Here is an 18,859-nt window from a genome sequence, read left to right as displayed (position 1 = left end):
TATAAACCTGAGCAATTGAATCTCTAAAGTACAGAAATAAAATAGCCGCCCTTAGGCGGCCAGAATATTCTTGACGAAATTACCAGTGCTCACCCGGGAAGATTCGCGCATAGGCCTTTTGTACCCAGTTCAGTTTTTGTGGCTGACCCACTGATGCTGAAGAGCTTGGGAACAGGTTATAACCGATCGACATCAGGACATTATTGATGTCTGGTGCAATCGCATAGGTAATCGAAGCCAGACGTCCCAAATTGGTTGCGACTTTCTTCGGACGTTTCACAATCGCATAAGCAACCAGTTCAGCTGCCTGTTCCGGAGACAGGGTAGGCACATATTTATAGATCTTGGTCGGTGCGATCATTGGTGTACGAACCAAAGGCATATAAATTGAAGTGATTGCAATTTTATGTGAATGGACTTCTGCAGACAGACAGCGGCTGAAAGCATCCAGTGCGGCTTTAGATGCGACATAAGCCGAAAAGCGGGTGGCATTCGCCAATACACCAATCGAGCTGATATTGATGATATGACCTGCACGGCGAATCATCATTTGCGGCAGGATATTCATCACCAGACGTACTGCACCAAAATAATTCAGCTGCATGGTACGTTCAAAATCATGAAAACGATCCACTGATTCATGCACCGCACGGCGAATCGAGCGACCCGCATTGTTAATCAGGATATCGATATGGTCGACTGAAGCAATAATCTGTTTGGACACTTCATCAATGGATTCCATGTTGTTGAGATCACATGGAAATACTGAAGCTTTACCGCCCTTGGATTCAATTTCTTTTTTTACTTGTTCTAGGGTGTCTTTGGTACGCGCGACCAGTAAAACATGTGCGCCAGCATCTGCCAACTGATGTGCCGTCGTTAAACCTATACCACTGGATGCGCCTGTAATGAGAACAGTTTTACCTGCAATACGTTTTTCCAATTGTTTCTGTAGTCTAGTTTTCACGTTTGTTATCCCTAATTTGAAGACTGCGTTCAAATTATTTTTATTAAAAATCAAAGATGGCTCTAACAGAGATAAGAGCGAAGATGAGTACTAATATGATAACTAATTATTTAAGAAAATCTATACATTAAACTATTGAAAATAAAATAAAAATTAGAGTAATTGCTCTATTTGTGTTCGCCGTTTCAATTGATTTTTATCATGAAAATAAATCACAAAGCAAGTGATTGTATTCAAAAAATAAATAAAAAAACTCCAGCATTTTTGCTGGAGTTTTCTGCTTTAAAATGAGGCTTAAACTGCTGCGAGAGAGTGTTCCAGATCCGCAATCAGGTCATCAATGTGTTCAATTCCGATCGATAAGCGAACCATATCTTCACTCACACCTGCTGATTTAAGCTCTTCAGGATTGAGCTGGCGGTGGGTGGTGGTTGCCGGGTGGCAGGCCAGACTCTTGGCATCCCCAATATTGACCAGACGGGTGAATAGTTGCAGGGCATCGATAAAACGGGCACCGCCTTCACGACCACCTTCTACACCAAAAGTCAGAATGGCAGACGGTTTACCTTTCACATATTTTTGTGCCAAAGCATGCTGCGGGTGATCTTTCAGACCGGCATAATTGACCCATTTTACTTTTGGATGTTGTTGCAAATATTCTGCAACCTTCAGCGCATTTTCGGTATGACGTTCCATACGCAGGCTCAAAGTTTCCAAGCCTTGCAGAATTAAAAATACATTTTGCGGGCTGATCGCTGCCCCGGTATTACGCAGAGGTACGACACGAGCACGCGCGATATACGCCGCTTCACCTAAAGCTTCAACATAATTAACACCGTGATAACTCGGATCAGGTGTATTCAGAGCAGGGAAACGCTCGGCATGTTGACCCCATGGGAATTTACCGCTATCCACGATAATGCCGCCAATCGAATTCCCATGACCACCAATATATTTGGTCAGTGAATGCACCACGATGTCGGCACCGAAATCAAAAGATTTTTGTAGGACTGGGGTGGCAACCGTATTATCAACGATGACTGGTACGCCATATTCATGCGCAATCTTGGAAATCGCTTCGAGGTCAATAATATTACCCAGCGGGTTACCAATTGATTCCACAAAAACCAGTTTGGTCTTGTCATCAATTAGGCCACGTAATGCTTCCGGGTCTTGATAATCAAAGAAGCGAACTTCGATCCCTTGTTTAGGCAGCGTATGCGCAAACAGGTTATAGGTGCCACCATATAAAGTGGACACCGAAGCAATATTGTCACCCGCTTCAGCAATGGTCTGAATCGCATAGGTAATCGCAGCCATACCCGAAGCCAATGCCAGCGCACCAATCCCGCCTTCCAGAGCTGCAATACGTTGTTCTAGCACCGCTGTGGTAGGGTTCATAATGCGGGTATAAATATTGCCCTGAACTTTCAGGTCAAACAGATCGGCACCGTGCTGAGTATTGTCAAAGGCATATGAGGTGGTTTGATAAATTGGCACTGCTACAGCTTTAGTAGTAGGTTCCGGGCTATAGCCTGCGTGAATCGCTAAAGTTTCTGCTTTATGAGTCATGATCGTTGGTCTTCTTGTGTTTTTAGCTGTAATGAAACTGCTCAAATATTAGCACTTGAAATATGAAGAAAAGTGCATATTTATTCAAATGAATATCTTAATTAACGATATAGCATCAATAAAATAATGCAAGTTTAGGTGTCAGAAATGCTGTTTGAAAAATAAACAGGATTAAACTTGTAACAAGGCATTAACTTCACGTGAATGGCTTATGTTTTGAAGACTTTCTGCGTATAATAGCCGATTATTTTTTCGCTCATGATTGAGCAGGGGGAGTTTGTTTCTTCCCCCATTTGGTTTTTCAATTGAGGAGTCCTACGTGGCCCAATATATTTATACGATGAACCGAGTGTCCAAGATGGTTCCGCCAAAGCGCGAAATCCTCAAGGATATCTCCTTATCATTTTTCCCAGGCGCAAAAATTGGTGTGCTTGGTCTGAACGGTGCAGGTAAATCTACTTTGCTTCGTATTATGGCGGGCGTAGATAAAGATTTCTCTGGTGAAGCACGTGCGCAACCGGGTATCAAAATTGGTTACCTCGAGCAAGAACCACCACTTGATCCAACCAAAGACGTTCGTGGCAACGTTGAAGACGGCGTACGTGAAGCACTTGATGCATTAGAGCGCCTTGATCAGGTATTTGCAGACTATGCAGATCCAGATGCAGACTTCGATGCACTAGCAAAAGAGCAGGAAAAACTGGAAGCAATTATCCAGACTTGGGATGCGCATAACCTGAATAACCAGCTGGAACAGGCTGCAGCAGCATTAAATCTGCCTGCATGGGATGCAGATGTAACCATGCTTTCAGGTGGTGAACGCCGTCGTGTTGCATTGTGCCGTTTGCTGCTGTCTAAACCAGACATGTTGCTTCTTGACGAACCAACCAACCACTTGGATGCAGAATCTGTATCTTGGCTGGAACGCTTCCTGAAAGACTTCCCGGGCACTATCGTGGCGATTACGCACGACCGTTACTTCCTGGATAACGTGGCCGAGTGGATTCTGGAGCTTGACCGTGGACATGGTATTCCTTACCAAGGTAACTATTCTTCTTGGCTGGAACAGAAAAATGCGCGTTTAGAACAAGAGAACAAGCAGGAAGAATCGTTTGCTAAAGCATTGAAAAAAGAGCTTGAATGGGTTCGTTCAAATGCGAAAGGCCAGCAGAAGAAAAACAAAGCACGTATGGAACGCTTCGAAGAGCTTAACTCTCGTGAATTCCAGCAACGTAACGAAACTTCTGAAATTTACATACCACCTGGTCCACGTCTGGGCAACAAGGTGGTTGAGGTTGAAGGGATCAGCAAATCCTTTGGTGACAAACTGTTGTATAAAGACTTGTCTTTCACAGTACCACCAACAGCGATTGTCGGTATCGTAGGTCCAAACGGTGCAGGTAAAACTACACTGTTCCGTATGATGACGGGCGAACAGCAACCCGATACTGGTACAGTGACTTTGGGTGATTCTGTAAAAGTTGCTTATGTGGGTCAGATTCGTGACACCCTGGATGACAATAAAACCGTTTGGGAAGAAGTGTCTGGCGGTCTGGATATCCTGAAAGTGGGCGATTACGAAATTGCATCTCGTGCTTATATTGGGCGCTTTAACTTTAAAGGCCAAGATCAGCAAAAACGTGTAGGTGAATTGTCAGGTGGTGAGCGTAACCGTTTACAACTTGCGAAAATCCTGCAACAAGGTGCGAACGTAATCCTGCTCGATGAACCATCAAACGACTTGGACGTAGAAACTTTACGTGCGTTAGAAGATGCAATTCTGGTCTTCCCGGGCTGTGTGATGGTGGTATCGCATGACCGCTGGTTCCTGGACCGTATTGCGACTCACATCTTGTCATTTGAAGATGAGACTCCAGAATTCTTCACCGGTAACTATACCGAGTTTGAAGAGTATCGCCGTAAGAAATATGGCGATGATCTGGCAGCGAAGCGTCAGAAATACCGAAAAATTGGTGCTTAATCAAAGCGCATAAAAAAACCGGCCTTTGGGCTGGTTTTTTTCTTTAATATTGGACACTCATTTGGCTATAAGTATTTGATAACAGCCGCGCAGCTTTTAAATGACCTTGCTGTTTAGCCTTATTCAGCCATTCTTCAGCATGAAAATAATTCTGATCTAAACCTAGACTACCTTTAAGAAAGTGTTTACCCAGTCTATATTGCGCTTCGGCGTGTCCACGCGTGGCTGCACTTAAGTAGTTCCAGAAAGCATTGCGTTGATAATTTTCTTGCTGCTCTAGCTGCGCAATTTGAAAATGTTCAGCTTGGCGTTGCTTTAAAACATGGCAAAGCTTTTCAAACTGTACAGCTTCCAGATAATAGGTGTCTGCTTCAGAAATATAATTTTCCATTTCTGAACCCGTAGGCTTGTCATGAGAAAACAGAAAATGTATGACTTTTTTAAGTTTAAGCATTTTTATTCCTCACCTTTGCCATTATTAACAATTAATTAAACTATCCACTAAAGACTACAATATAAAGCGGTTTTATTTCGGTAATGAATTACATACTTTTAGTCTCATGTTGATATTTTTGTGTATTTAATGAGCAAAAACAAGCAGTAGAAATAAAAAAACTTCATTTTAAAAGTGAAGTAAATTAGAAAAAATATGAATTTATTGCTCTAGTCGACACTTTAATATTGGGTGGTAGAAAATTTAGTTTTACTAATAAAAAAATCTTGCATAAGCATGCAAGATTTTTAGCTTTGAAAATGAGTGAACTATAGAAATCAGATTTCCCACTCATGATTGCATTCACGGCATTTCCATTTCTTTTGGCTTTGCATGAAAGCCTGCATAGAAATTTTAAAATCAGGCAAATCTTTATAGAACATGAAGCCTGCGATCAGACAGATAATAAACACGATCACAGTGGCGGTCTGTAAAGTCGTACCTGCACCATCTCCAAAAATCCACATCGCGATGCTAATGATGACCAATAGCAATAATACAAACAGGGCAGGCACCAGCATGATCAGGCTTTTAGGCACGACAGGACGCGCCGCTGGTTGACCTGGCTGAGCCACAGGCATGATTTTTGGGCTTTGACATTTAGGGCAACGATATTGCATTACAACTCCAAAATTCTAAATTACTGATTATTTTATCGGAAGATACGCAAAAACCGAAATACCGCCAATATAAAACAGACAGACAATAAAAAACCCAAGTCACAATGCTTGGGTTTTTTATTAAGATGTTGCCATCTTGAATATGGCGTCCCTACGGGGATTCGAACCCCGGTTACCGCCGTGAAAGGGCGATGTCCTAGGCCTCTAGACGATAGGGACAAATGAGGCAAATACACAGGTAAAGCAAGACTTATTTGGTGGAGTCAAGGAGGATCGAACTCCTGACCTCTACAATGCCATTGTAGCGCTCTACCAACTGAGCTATGACCCCAGTCTGTGTGAGCGCTATATTATGGATATAACGCTTAGACGTCAACTAAAAAATAAATTAAGCTTGATCAACTGCTTCATTTTTCGGCAGTTTCAGACTCTCATTCAGTTTTTCCCAAGCTTTTACTTCTTTCTTGCTAGGAGCACCGACCACTTCCAGCGCGTGGCGCAGACGGGCAAAAGTTAGATCCGGACCAATAGTGACCATGGTCTGCATGACTGGGGTAGAAGCGGTTGAACCGGCAATCGCAATAAAGAACGCTGGCATAAAGTCACGTAATTTAATGCCCATCTGATTCGCCAAATCCATCAACGTTTGGCTAACAGTGTCATTGTTCCAGGTGAACAGGCTTTCCAGACGCCAGATCGCAAATTGCAGGCTTTGACGCACTTGTTCTTCAGAAAGTTTTTTGCTTTCGAACTGTTCTTTAGTCAAAGTCGGGAAATGGTTGAAATAATGCGCTGACCAGTTCACTGCTTCAGACAGCAGATTGATCCGTGGTTGAATTGCAGCAGCGATTTCTTCCAGTTTGGCACGGTCTGCTTTCCAGGCCAGTAAGGTATCTAACAGTTCAGCAGGAGAGAGGGCTTTAATCCATTGACCATTCAACCAGTTGAGTTTTTCAACATCAAAGATTGGACCACCTAGAGAGACACGGTTAATATCAAAGTGTTCAATCATTTCAGCCAAAGTGAATTTTTCACGCTCATCTGGCATTGACCAGCCCATACGGCCCAGATAGTTCAACAACGCTTCTGGCAATACACCGATGTCTTTATAGTAATTGATTGAAGTTGGGTTCTTACGTTTAGACAGTTTTGATTTGTCCGGGTTACGCAGTAGAGGCATGTGGCACAGGACTGGCATGTCCCAACCAAAGTATTTATACAGCAACTGATGTTTTGGTGCAGATGGAATCCATTCTTCACCACGAATCACATGGGTAATTTGCATCAGGTGATCATCAACCACGTTTGCCAGATGGTAAGTTGGCAGACCATCCGTTTTTAGCAGAATTTGCATGTCGACTTGCGCCCATGGAATTTCTACTTCACCGCGCAGCATGTCATTAAAGGTACATACCCCTTCAGTCGGCACTTTCATGCGGATCACGTGCGGTTCACCAGCTGCCAGACGACGTGCCACTTCTTCTTTAGACAGTTTTAGACCGCGGCCATCGTAGCGTGGAGTTTCGCCACGAGCCTGCTGTTCAGCACGCATTTCATCCAGTTCTTGCGCTGTTGCAAAACAGTAGAAAGCATGACCTTTATCTACCAGTTCTTCTGCGTATTTTTTATAGATGCTCATTCGTTCTGACTGACGGTACGGTGCATGTGGACCACCGACATCTGGGCCTTCTGACCAGTTCAGGCCTAACCAGCGTAGGGAGTCCAGAATCATTTTTTCAGATTCAGGAGTAGAACGCAGCTGATCCGTATCTTCAATACGAAGAATGAATTCGCCACCGTGCTGTTTGGCAAAACACAGGTTGAACAGGGCAATATAGGCAGTTCCCACATGCGGGAAACCGGTAGGAGAAGGTGCAATACGAGTACGAACAGTCATAACCGGATCTAATCTTAAATATAAAATTGCAGCTATTATAACGAAAAAGCCACATCACTTAATGCTTTATTCAACATTGAATGATGCGGCTTTTCAGGATGAGCAAAATATAACGAATGTGGAGAACTAAAACTAAGTCTTATGAATTGCTCGGAGAAAAGATACTTTGCACAAAGCGGGTAAAGCGCAGGTTTTGAGCTGCAAAAAAGCTTTGAGTCGGATTTGATTTGAACGCAGTCAGCGCTTTAAGTTCATCCTCAGTATGAAAAGCATTTTTATCAGCTTTATGTTGCTGAATTGCTTTTTCAATTGGTGAGGTTTTCACTTCAATTGCAGTTACAGAGGCTTTAGGTAGCTCTGTTTTCACAACTACGGCATGACCAAGTTGAATCGAGAACAGCGTGATAAGACTTAGGATGCTGGCTGTAAATATTTTAAATTTCATATCCAAACTTCCTCCTTGGCTCTGGTTAATCTTGTTTTGTTAAAAATGTTGTTATAATACTGGCTACAATCTAATCACATTCAGATATGAAAAAGTAGAACCAAGTCACATTTTTTACAAAAAACTAATATTTCTCTGTGGAAAATTACTAAATCTCAGGATTTCCACATTTAAGTTGCCTATTTGTAACAGATAACTGTGTAGAGATCGTGAAGAACTGTCTTATATTGTAGCAGGATATTAAATTTTTAGGGGAAAATGTATCCGAAATGAATTGTGAGCATATATATCAAAAATAGAATATGATTGGATAAAATATTATAAACACATGATTGTTAAGTAATTTTTTTGTTTATATAGTGCTGGGTAAATTAGCAATGAGTGCCCATCATGAAAAAGATAATAACTTCTACTATTTTAGTATTACTTGGCGGAAGTGCCATTCCTGGCTATGCTGCTAAAGACTTTCTCAATGTTTCCTATGATCCGACCCGTGAATTCTATCAGGAATATAACGAAGAGTTTGGTAAGTTCTGGAAACAGAAAACCGGGCAAGCGGTCAATTTCAAACAGTCGCATGGGGGTTCAGGCAAACAGGCACGCTCTGTGGTGGATGGTTTGCAGGCCGATGTAGTCACTTTGGCGCTGGCCAATGACATCGAAGAAATCGTCAATGCAGGCTTAATCAAAAAGGGCTGGCAGAAAGAGTTCCCAAGTAATTCGGCTCCTTATACCTCTACGATTGTATTTCTGGTTCGTAAAGGCAATCCAAAACAGATTAAAGACTGGAATGACCTAACCAAACCAGGCGTTGAAATTATTACGCCAAACCCAAAAACTGGGGGTGCACCGCGCTGGATTTATTTGTCGGCTTGGGGTTATGCCTTGAAACAGCCGGGTGGTAATGATGCCAAAGCCAAAGAACTGGTGAAAAAACTCTATGCCAATGTCAAAGTACTGGATTCAGGTGCGCGTGGTTCCTTAACGACCTTTGCTGAACGCGGAATCGGCGATGTATTGCTCTCTTGGGAAAATGAAGCGTTATTGGCTACGCAAGGTCTGGGTAAAGATAAATATGAAATTGTTTATCCTTCAATTTCTATTCTGGCTGAGCCTTCAGTGGCGATTGTCGACAAGACCGTAGATAAAAACGGCAACCGCAATTTGGCTAAAGGTTATTTAAACTATTTATATTCACCAAAAGGGCAGGAGCTGGCAGCGAAATACTACTTCCGTCCACGTGATGCCAAAGCAGCAGCAAAATATGCGGCGCAATTCCCAAAAATCCAGACTTTTACTATTGATAAAGTCTTTGGCGGCTGGGCAAAAGCGCAGAAAACCCATTTTGTGAATGGAGCCATCTACGATCAAATCTCTGCGGAAAACCGTAAATAATTCTAATTACTGAACCATAAGTAGAAAGCGGATAATTTATTATCCGTTTTTTTTATATCTAAAGCATAAAATGCTATAAAAATAGAATAAGCCTTTAATCTAGATATTTTTATTATATAAAACATGAAATTAAAACAAAAAATAACTAAATATTACCCTGTATGCACTTTGTTTGCTCAATTGCGAAAAATAATTTTATTTCATATAGTTATATCTAATGAAGATAATCTCCCGATGCTCTTATGAAAACTCAATTAAAATCACTGGTTAGTGCTGCTTTATTGGCAACAGGTCTGACATTTACTGCAACTGCAAGCCAAGCTGCGGATCGTGAATTCCTGAACGTTTCTTATGATGCGACTCGCGAATTCTATGATGAATTTAACAAATCTTTTGGGGCCTACTGGAAAAAACGAACCGGTATTGATGTGAACTTTAAACAGTCACACGGCGGTTCAGGTAAACAGGCGCGTTCTGTGGTCGACGGTTTAAAAGGTGATGTGGTGACCTTGGCATTGGCAAACGATATTGAAGAGATCGTAAGATCTGGTCAGATTCAGCCAGGCTGGCAAAAAGAGTTCCCGCATAATTCTGCACCTTATACTTCAACGATTGTCTTCATGGTGCGTAAGGATAACCCCAAAGGAATTAAAGACTGGAAAGATCTGACTAAACCGGGTGTAGAAATTATTACACCAAATCCGAAAACTGGTGGTTTGCCACGTTGGGTCTATCTGTCAGCTTGGGGTTATGCAGAGAAACAGCCGGGTGGTAGCAAAGCCAAAGCCCAAGAATTTGTCGGCAAGCTTTATAAAAACGTAAAAGTGATGGACTCTGCTGCACGTGCATCGATGACCACATTTGCTGAACGTAATATTGGTGATGTGTTGTTAACTTGGGAAAATGAAGCCCTAGTAACACAAAAAACTCTCGGTAAAAATAAGTTTGATATCGTTTATCCATCTTTGACCATTCTGACTGAACCCTCTGTAGCCATCGTAGATCGTACAGTGGATAAAAATGGCAATAAATGGTTAGCTAAAGGTTATATCAACTATCTTTACTCTCCACTTGGTCAGGACATGGCAGCACGACATTTCTACCGTCCACGTAATGAGAAAGTATTAGCCAAATATTCATCACAGTTCCCAAAAATTAAAACCTTTACCATTGATGAAGTATTCGGTGGCTGGGCCAATGCACAGAAAACTCACTTTGTGAATGGCGCAATCTTCGACCAGATCTATAACTCGAAGCGTTAATCTGTTGATTAGAAAATAAATTTAAAATATAAAAAAGCTTCCTCGATGGAGGCTTTTTTATCGGCTGTCGAAAAATAAAAACGGTTTTCTCTATAGAAATTAATATTTATCTACAAAAAGTCGTTTGGAGCTTTAGCTAAACAGAGTGATAATGTGCAGTTAAATTTTTCGCCCTATTGATTGAGTTTTTATGTCACATATTTCTGTATTACTTCACGAAACGATTGATGCCTTATTGGCTGGTCGCAATACGGGAATTTATGTGGATGGAACCTTTGGCCGCGGTGGGCATACACGTTTATTGCTTTCCAAATTGGATGAAAATGCACGCGTCTACGCTTTCGATAAAGACCCGCAAGCATTGGCTGTTGCCGCAGAACTGGAACAGGAAGATTCACGTTTTAAAATTATCCATGCCAGCTTCGCTGATTTAAAACAGGCACTAGCTGAGCAGGGTATTGAAAGTGTAGATGGTGTGATGGCTGACTTAGGGGTGTCTTCACCGCAGCTGGATCAGGCAGAACGCGGTTTCAGCTTTATGAAAGATGGCCCGCTGGATATGCGTATGGACAACTCGCAAGGTCCGACTGCAGCAGAATGGCTGGTGGATATTGAAGAAGAAGCACTGGCCAATGTGATTTTTCAGTATGGTGAAGAGCGTTATAGTCGTCGTATAGCCAAAGCGATCAAGGCTGCCGGATATATTGATACCACAGCCAAACTGGCGGAAATTGTGAAAGTTGCCCATCCAAAATGGGAAAAAAATAAACATGCTGCCACCCGAACTTTCCAGGCAATTCGTATTGCTATTAATAAAGAATTAGAAGATATTGAAACTTTCCTCCCTCAAGCGGTTGAGATTTTAAAACCAGAGGGACGTTTGGCTGTGATCAGCTTTCATTCATTAGAAGACCGGTTGATTAAACAGTTTATTCAAAAAGAATCAACGCTTGAAGAAGATTCAGGCTGGGGAATGCCGCAACAACAAAAGGATACGCGACGTTTAAAGAAAATCGCCCGGGTCAAGGCAAGTGATGAGGAAGTTAAAGCCAATCCTCGTTCACGTAGCGCATGGCTGCGCGTGGCAGAACGTTTAGCTTAATAGGCACATCATGAAAACTGAAGTGGTTGATAAAAAAACAGAAAAGTTATGGCTGAAAAAAGTCATTGTTTACCTCATATTGATATTGATGGTCTTTATCAGTGCGGTATTTGTCGTCTTCCAGGTCTTTGAATACCGTCAGGATAACCGCAAACTAAGTACCTATCTGCGTGAACGGGATGATTTGAATGCAGAGTGGGGACGTTTGCTGATTGAACAGCAGACCTTTGGTGCGACCGCGCAGATTGGTACCCGTGCAGTGACCCAGTTAAGGATGTATTCACCTCCGATTTCACAGAGTGTCGTGATTTCCTTACCACAACCTTCAGATGAGAAAAAATAAGGCTAGCGCTCGAACATGGTAGACAAGAGAAAGAAGCAACCGGTACGTAAAAAGCAGTCCGTCACCGAGAAAAATGCCTTAAATGTTTATATCAACCGTTTTTACATCATGTGGGCCGTGGTGCTGCTGTGTTTTGTGACACTGATCGGCCGAGCTTTCTATGTGCAGATTATCAATAAAGACTTTCTGCAAAATAAAGCCAATGCCAATATTTTACGAACCAATACCATCAAGGCCATGCGTGGCGTAATTTATGATCGTAATGGTATTCCGCTGGCGATCAGTACGCCGATTATGAAAATCGTGATTGACCCACGTGACTATTTTGATAATAAAAAACTCTATGATGAAACCATGCTGGCACTACAGAAAGAGCCGAATAGCCGTAAACTAAAACGCCAGCTCCCAGATAAAAACCTGAATCTGGATGAGCTGGCTGATGCAGTGGGCATGGATCGTGCTGAATTGCGCAAAAAGATGGAAGAGCGTCCACGTTCACGTTATCTGATCCTGAAAAAAGAAGTGCCGCCACAACAGGCGGAACTGATCATGAAGCGTAATTTCCAAGGTGTGTATACCGAGAAAAACTATAAGCGCTATTATCCTCAGCCCCAGCCAAACTCCCAGATTATTGGTCTGACCAATAGTGAGGGAATTGGGATCGAAGGTCTGGAGATGCAGCTGAATACCCGTCTTGCCGGTCAGGATGGTGAACAGCAGATTATCCGTGACAAAAAAGGCAACCGCGTTAAAGAACCGGAAGTGATTAAAGAAGTTGAGCCAGGTGAAAACATTACCCTGAGTATCGACTCACGTTTACAGTACATTATGTATCGTGAACTGACTGCAGCAGGCGTCGCCAATAATGCCCGCTCCGCAACAGCGATTGCAGTCGACGTTAAAACCGGTGAAATTCTGGCAATGTCTTCTTGGCCCTCTTATAACCCGAATGACAAGAATGGCTTATTAAATAAAGACGCAATGCGTAATCGTGGCGCTGTCGATTCCTTCGAGCCGGGTTCAACCATGAAGCCGCTAACTGTGGCGATGGCTCTAGAGAGCGGGAAATATACGGCCAATTCGGTCATCAATACGAGTCCAGGTAGTATGCGGGTCGGAAACCACACTATTCGTGATACGCATAACTATGGTCAGTTGACGTTGGGTGGGATTATCCAGAAATCATCAAACGTCGGGGTAGCTAAATTAGCTCTGTCACTGCCGTATGAAACTTTACCGACTTTCTATAAACGTCTTGGTTTTGGTCAGCGTTCCGCAGTGAAATTTCCGGGTGAAAGTTCCGGTCTGATTCTGCCGCCAAGTAAATGGAATGTGTCTGAAGTAGCAACCATGGCCTATGGTTATGGTCTGAATGCGACTGTGCTGCAACTGGCTGATGCCTATGCCATGCTGGCGAACAAAGGTGTGAAAGTGCCTTTAAGCTTGTATAAATTAGAAGAACAGCCACAAGGCGAGCAGATGATTGATCCACAAATCGCAGAACAGGTTCTGCTGATGATGGAAACAGCAACTTTGCCTGGTGGTACAGCAACCCGTGCAACCGTACCTGGTTATCGTGTTGCAGGTAAAACGGGTACTGCGCATAAATTGCGTGCCGACCGTAAAGGTTATTCAACTAGTGAATACCGTGCTTTATTTGCTGGTGTAGCACCCGTGAGTGATCCGCGTATTGCTATGGTGGTGGTCGTGGAAAATCCGCAAGGGTCTTATTATGGTGGTACGGTATCTGCACCTGTCTTTGCCCGTGTGATGCAGGAATCTTTACGCCTGCTAAATGTCCCGTTGGACAAACCTTTAGAATCTCCCAAAGTCCAGTAAATAGGTGATCAATGTCCATTACATTTCAAGATCTCTACGCCGTTCAAGAACCTGCTGAATGGATGCGACAATCCTTTCAGGGTTTCGAACTGGACAGCCGCAAAGTTAAACTGGGGCAAATTTTTATTGCCCTGACCAGCTTGTCTCAACCTGAAAAAACCGCAGAATATGCCAAAAAAGCCCTGTCATTGGGTGCACTGGCCGTAATTTCAGAACAAGAGCTAGGTGTTACTCCAGCTTTGGTAGTACCCAATGTCCGTCACTTGATGGGCGAGTGGCAAAAGCGCTATCTGCAAGCGACTCAGCCAGTCAAGGCTGCCCGTATTCTGGCCGTAACTGGTACCAATGGTAAAACCACAATTTCCCGTCTGGTTGCTGAGTTGCTGATGCTGCAAGGCAAAGCTTGTGCAGTTATGGGGACTACAGGGAATGGTGTTTTGCCGAATCTGGAAGCCTCTTCTCATACCACACTGGATGCCCTGCAATTGCAAAATGCCTTGCATGCCTATGCACAGGCAGGCGCGGAATTTGCTTCAATTGAAGCGAGTTCGCATGGTCTGGAGCAGGGCCGTCTGAATGGTTGTGCGATTGAAATTGCGGCTTATAGCAATTTAAGTCGTGACCATCTCGACTATCACGGTACGCTGGAAGCTTATGCAGAAGCAAAATCGCGTTTATTCAGCTTTGAATCTCTGAAAGTTGCAGTCATCAATATTGATGACGCACATGCAGAGGTGATGCTGAATACTGCAAAAGCCAATCCGAATCAGCCGAAAATTCTGACTTATTCTTTGTCGCAAGCAGCTGATTATCAGGTTCAGGATATCCAGTACAGTATTTCCGGTGCTGAATTCAAACTGATCACTGCACAAGATACATTTACTGTGCATAGTCCTTTGCTGGGTCATTTTAATATCGAAAATCTGGTTGCCAGCCTGGTTGTGGCAGAGCAAGCCGGTTTTGCATTAGCCGATTTAATTGCAACTGTGCCCGAGCTGAAAGGTGCCCCAGGCCGTATGCAGGTCATTCGTGATGATGAGCGTTTATTTGTTGTGGATTATGCACATACTCCAGATGCCCTCACTCAGGTCTTGCTTACGCTGAAGCGCCATGTCAGTCAAAAACTCTGGGTTGCTTTTGGTTGTGGCGGTGACCGTGATCGTGGCAAACGCCCGTTGATGACTCAAGCGGCCCTCGAAGGTGCTGATATTGCAGTGCTGACTTCGGACAATCCACGTACTGAAGATCCAAACCAGATTTTCGCTGACATGAAGCAGGGTATCGATTTTTCAGGCAAAACCTATCATGAAACTCATGACCGTCGTGAAGCAATCCGCTTTGTAGTCGACCAGGCACAGCCAGGTGACATTGTGGTGATTGCCGGTAAGGGACACGAAAATTATCAGGAGATTGATGGGGTGCGACATTGGTTTGATGATGTGGTCGAGGTACAGGCCGCGATTGATGCCCAGCATCACAACCGTGATTTAGCATTTCCAGCGCATTAGGATTTTACATGCATACTTCAACAACAAGTACCGTGCCTCTAGAGCCATGGACAATTGAACAGTTACAGCAAGCCACTCAGGGTTATTGGCTGAATGATAAAAAACCTGAAGGCCAGATTAAGCGGATTTTAACTGATTCCCGTCATGCCGAAGCAGGTGATGCTTTTCTGGCATTGAAAGGTGAGCGTTTTGATGCGCATGACTTTATCGCCCAAGTGGCTGAGAAGGGCTGTGGAATCGCGATTGTCAGCCAACCTGTTGACGCAGAGATTTGCCAGCTAGTAGTTGAAGACACTCGTCTGGCACTGGGTCATCTTGGCGCTTATCGTCGTCAGCAAAACTCACAGCTTAAAGTCATTGCTTTGACAGGCAGTAGCGGTAAAACCACGACCAAGGAAATGCTGGGCAGTATCTTGTCACGTCTGGCACCGACTTTAGTCACTCGCGGTAACCTGAATAATGATTTGGGTGTCCCAATGATGTTGCTGGAACTGTGTGCTGAACATCAGTATGCAGTGATGGAACTGGGTGCAAGCCATCAGGGTGAAATTGATTACACTTCCAACCTGGTACAGCCGCATGTGGCCGGTATCATTAATATCGGTACCGCACACTTAGGTGAGTTTGGTGGCCGTGATGGGATTTGTCGCGCCAAGTCTGAAATCTATTCGCATATTTCTGAAACTTCGATTGTGCCTGCAGCTGATGATTATGCCGAGCAAATCCGTGCAGCCGTCAAAACTGAGAAAACTTTGAGTTTTGGTCAGGGCGGTGATGTCTATGCAACTGACGTAGAACTACATCCGCAATCTGCGACTTTCACACTAAATACACCGCAAGGCAGTAAAACCGTAAATCTGCCATTTGCTGGTGAACACAATGTGCAAAACGCAACTGCAGCGGTGGCTTTTTCTTTAGCAATTGGTATTAGTCTGGATGATATCGTGGCTGGCCTTGAACAGGCTGTTGGTGCCAAAGGTCGTTTGAACTTTATTCCGCACAAAGATTTTTTATTTATTGATGATACCTACAATGCCAATCCAAGCTCGATGCGTGCAGCGGCTGAAGTTTTAGCGCAGCAGCAGGGTATTCGAGTGATGGTGACCGGTGATATCGGTGAACTGGGTTCATCTGCCGCGATCGAGCATTATAAACTTGGTCGGGATCTGGTATCGGTCAAAGGCATTAATTTTGTGGTGGCTGTGGGTGAATTTGCTCCAGCTGCACAAGAAGGTGCACGTAGTACGCAATATGGTAAGAAGATGCAGGCTTTCCTCAATCAGGAGCAGGCTTTACCATTTTTAATTGATTTGATTGAAACACATCATCCCCAGCCAATGTCTTTTCTATTTAAAGGGTCGCGTTTTACCCATATGGAAACATTAATGGCTGCATTGATGGAGAAACTCTAAATGCTGTTATGGCTATTTGACCAGCTGGCGGGCTTTGATAGCACGTTTCAGGTGGTTCGTTATCTAACTTTACGTGCTTTGCTCAGCGTCTTGACCGCTATGACTATCGGTTTGGTCTTGGGTCCGATCATGATCCGCAAATTGCAGGCACTAAAATATGGTCAGGCAGTAAGTTCGTTTGCTCCTGAGAATCATGCCAAGAAAATGGGCACACCGACCATGGGTGGGGTATTAATCCTGCTCTCGATCGGGATCTCCACCTTACTGTGGGCGGACCTGACGAATCCTTATGTCTGGATTGTGCTCTCGGTGATGGTGATTTTTGGTGCCGTTGGTTGGGCGGATGACTGGATTAAAATCCGTTATAAAGACAATGCCGGTTTACCTGCACGTAAGAAATTCTTCTGGACATCAGTGGGTTCTTTGGGTGCTGGTATTGCGCTGTATGTGATCGCCCAGCAGCAACCGAATCCGGTAGTGACTGCCAATATGCTGGATGTGTTAATTCCATTCTTTAAGGATCACACCATTCCATTGTCTGTGATTCCGCTGGGAATTGGCTTCATTATTTTCACTTACTTCGTGATTAATGGTGCATCCAATGCCGTAAACCTGACTGATGGTCTGGATGGTCTGGCAATTATGCCAATTGTCCTGGTTGCGGCAGGTTTAGGGGTATTTGCTTATCTGGCAGGCGATGTACGTTTCGCTAACTACTTACATATCCCTTATGTAAAATATTCTTCTGAACTGGTAGTGATCTGCGCTGCGATGATTGGTGCCGGTCTGGCATTCCTCTGGTATAACGCTCACCCAGCTCAAGTGTTCATGGGTGATGTAGGGGCGTTATCTTTAGGTGCAATGCTGGGTACGATTGCTGTGATGGTGCGTCAGGAAATCGTGTTTGCGATTATGGCAGGTGTATTCCTGGTGGAAGCAATTTCAGTCTTCCTGCAAATCGGTTCATTAAGAATGCGTAATAAACGTGTATTCCTGATGGCACCTTTGCATCACCATTATGAAAAGAAAGGTTGGCGTGAAACTCAAGTCGTCATTCGTTTCTGGATTATTACGATTATGCTGGTAGTTTTGGGTCTAATGACCTTAAAATTACGCTAAGAAATGCATTTGAAAAAGTCGGCGCATGCCGGCTTTTTTGTTTTGGAGAAATTTAAAAATGAACCTACTGATGTGTCCTGTTTGTCGTGAGCAGTTACGCTTAAATGAACGTACATGGCGCTGTGACAATCAGCATAGCTATGATGTAGCCAAGCAGGGTTATGTGAATTTGCATGTGGTGCAGCATAAACATAGTAAAAATCCAGGTGATACGCCTGAATCTGTGCAGGCACGCCGTGCATTTCTGAGTGCAGGTCATTATGCGCCTTTGCAACAGGCTGTGGTTAAGAAAATCCGTGAGCTGCGGATTGAAAATCTGCTCGATATTGGTTGTGGCGAAGGTTATTACACCAATGCCATGCAGGCTGAAGTAATGCAATGTGTCGGCGTAGATATTGCCAAAAATGCAGTTCAGGTTGCAGCTAAACTGAATAAAGAAATTACCTGGGTGGTAGGGACAGGGGCAACCTTGCCGGTATTGGATCAATTCATTGATCTCTGTACCAGCTTATTTAGCCCGATTCCGAAACAGGAAATCTTGCGGGTATTAAAGCCAAAATCTTATTTGATGGTAGTGACGCCTGCACCACAACATTTGTACGCGATGCGTGAAGCCTTATTTGAGGAAGTGAAAGCACACGAGCCACAGAAATTTGTTGAGCAGTTGCAGGATGTATTTAATCTGGTAAGTGAACAGGTGATTGATGCGCCAATGACTTTGCCTCAAGCGGATTTAAAAAACCTGATTGCTATGACTCCCTATGCTTATAAAGCCAAACCTGAACGCCGTTTGGCACTTGAGCAGCAGGATCAATTCGATTTAATGGCCCAATTCCAGATTTATGTATTTCAGAAGAAGTAAATCGGTTATTTAGAAATAAATAATCCCTCATTATTGAGGGAT

General features: G+C 43.6%; 16 protein-coding genes and 2 tRNA genes. 10 read left to right on the top strand and 8 right to left on the bottom strand.

Translation table 11 applies throughout. From position 1 onward, the window contains the following. Window positions 1-79: 79 nt before the first annotated feature. Together FTU46_RS00970 and FTU46_RS00965 are read right to left on the bottom strand one after the other, a co-directional pair. Window positions 80-967: an SDR family NAD(P)-dependent oxidoreductase gene (locus tag FTU46_RS00970; RefSeq protein ID WP_004787173.1), complete on the bottom strand. Its 888-nt coding sequence runs from the start codon at window positions 965-967 to the stop codon at window positions 80-82. A gap of 294 nt (window positions 968-1,261) precedes the next feature. Further along, the gene (locus FTU46_RS00965) at window positions 1,262-2,539 is read right to left on the bottom strand and encodes an O-acetylhomoserine aminocarboxypropyltransferase/cysteine synthase family protein (RefSeq protein WP_159122704.1); all 1,278 of its coding nucleotides are present in this window, start codon (window positions 2,537-2,539) and stop codon (window positions 1,262-1,264) included. A 319-nt stretch (window positions 2,540-2,858) separates the two neighbouring features. Here FTU46_RS00965 and ettA point away from each other — a divergent pair, with 319 nt between their 5' ends. Then, on the top strand, window positions 2,859-4,520 hold the full coding sequence (gene ettA, locus FTU46_RS00960; RefSeq protein ID WP_005233568.1) for an energy-dependent translational throttle protein EttA: 1,662 nt from the start codon (window positions 2,859-2,861) through the stop codon (window positions 4,518-4,520). A gap of 43 nt (window positions 4,521-4,563) precedes the next feature. Here ettA and FTU46_RS00955 read toward each other — a convergent pair whose 3' ends face one another. The 6 genes from FTU46_RS00955 to FTU46_RS00930 all read right to left on the bottom strand — a co-directional run bounded on the left by FTU46_RS00955 (window position 4,564) and on the right by FTU46_RS00930 (window position 7,975). After that, on the bottom strand, window positions 4,564-4,974 hold the full coding sequence (locus tag FTU46_RS00955) for an SEL1-like repeat protein (RefSeq protein WP_180104166.1): 411 nt from the start codon (window positions 4,972-4,974) through the stop codon (window positions 4,564-4,566). A 317-nt stretch (window positions 4,975-5,291) separates the two neighbouring features. Further along, a complete protein-coding gene (locus FTU46_RS00950; protein ID WP_004787163.1) occupies window positions 5,292-5,633 on the bottom strand; it encodes a hypothetical protein in 342 nt (113 codons plus the stop codon). Window positions 5,634-5,776: 143 nt separating this feature from the next. Next, window positions 5,777-5,852, bottom strand: a tRNA-Glu gene (locus FTU46_RS00945). Between the two features lie 36 nt (window positions 5,853-5,888). Beyond that, window positions 5,889-5,964: transfer RNA gene (locus tag FTU46_RS00940), tRNA-Ala, on the bottom strand. 57 nt (window positions 5,965-6,021) lie between these two features. Next, complete coding sequence (gltX, locus tag FTU46_RS00935) at window positions 6,022-7,530, bottom strand: glutamate--tRNA ligase (RefSeq protein ID WP_180104165.1); 1,509 nt, start codon at window positions 7,528-7,530, stop codon at window positions 6,022-6,024. 139 nt (window positions 7,531-7,669) lie between these two features. Next, on the bottom strand, window positions 7,670-7,975 hold the full coding sequence (locus FTU46_RS00930) for a hypothetical protein (protein ID WP_180104164.1): 306 nt from the start codon (window positions 7,973-7,975) through the stop codon (window positions 7,670-7,672). A gap of 390 nt (window positions 7,976-8,365) precedes the next feature. On the opposite strand from FTU46_RS00930, the gene FTU46_RS00925 reads away from it, so the two are divergent. From FTU46_RS00925 to FTU46_RS00885, 9 genes are all read left to right on the top strand, one after another. Further along, window positions 8,366-9,370: a sulfate ABC transporter substrate-binding protein gene (locus FTU46_RS00925; protein WP_180104163.1), complete on the top strand. Its 1,005-nt coding sequence runs from the start codon at window positions 8,366-8,368 to the stop codon at window positions 9,368-9,370. A 242-nt stretch (window positions 9,371-9,612) separates the two neighbouring features. Then, window positions 9,613-10,632 (top strand): sulfate ABC transporter substrate-binding protein, encoded by a 1,020-nt coding sequence (locus FTU46_RS00920; protein ID WP_159122700.1) that lies wholly within the window; start codon window positions 9,613-9,615, stop codon window positions 10,630-10,632. Between the two features lie 190 nt (window positions 10,633-10,822). After that, window positions 10,823-11,734, top strand: coding sequence for a 16S rRNA (cytosine(1402)-N(4))-methyltransferase RsmH (gene rsmH, locus FTU46_RS00915; protein WP_180104162.1), 912 nt, complete (start codon window positions 10,823-10,825; stop codon window positions 11,732-11,734). 10 nt (window positions 11,735-11,744) lie between these two features. Beyond that, complete coding sequence (gene ftsL / locus FTU46_RS00910; protein WP_034702206.1) at window positions 11,745-12,077, top strand: cell division protein FtsL; 333 nt, start codon at window positions 11,745-11,747, stop codon at window positions 12,075-12,077. Between the two features lie 15 nt (window positions 12,078-12,092). Next, window positions 12,093-13,916 (top strand): penicillin-binding protein PBP3, encoded by a 1,824-nt coding sequence (ftsI, locus tag FTU46_RS00905; RefSeq protein ID WP_159122698.1) that lies wholly within the window; start codon window positions 12,093-12,095, stop codon window positions 13,914-13,916. Between the two features lie 11 nt (window positions 13,917-13,927). Further along, on the top strand, window positions 13,928-15,424 hold the full coding sequence (locus FTU46_RS00900; protein ID WP_159122697.1) for a UDP-N-acetylmuramoyl-L-alanyl-D-glutamate--2,6-diaminopimelate ligase: 1,497 nt from the start codon (window positions 13,928-13,930) through the stop codon (window positions 15,422-15,424). 8 nt (window positions 15,425-15,432) lie between these two features. Continuing rightward, on the top strand, window positions 15,433-16,836 hold the full coding sequence (murF, locus tag FTU46_RS00895) for a UDP-N-acetylmuramoyl-tripeptide--D-alanyl-D-alanine ligase (protein WP_180104161.1): 1,404 nt from the start codon (window positions 15,433-15,435) through the stop codon (window positions 16,834-16,836). Next, complete coding sequence (mraY, locus tag FTU46_RS00890) at window positions 16,837-17,955, top strand: phospho-N-acetylmuramoyl-pentapeptide-transferase (RefSeq protein ID WP_180016598.1); 1,119 nt, start codon at window positions 16,837-16,839, stop codon at window positions 17,953-17,955. A gap of 58 nt (window positions 17,956-18,013) precedes the next feature. Beyond that, window positions 18,014-18,817 carry a putative RNA methyltransferase gene (locus FTU46_RS00885; protein WP_180104160.1) on the top strand — a complete coding sequence of 268 codons (804 nt, stop codon included), beginning with the start codon at window positions 18,014-18,016 and terminating at the stop codon, window positions 18,815-18,817. Window positions 18,818-18,859: the final 42 nt, after the last annotated feature.

The organism is Acinetobacter sp. YH12108, from assembly GCF_013419055.1.
Classification (GTDB): domain Bacteria; phylum Pseudomonadota; class Gammaproteobacteria; order Pseudomonadales; family Moraxellaceae; genus Acinetobacter.
The sequence above is the reverse complement of the archived record's forward strand: the minus strand, read 5'-3'. Positions and strand labels throughout refer to the sequence as shown.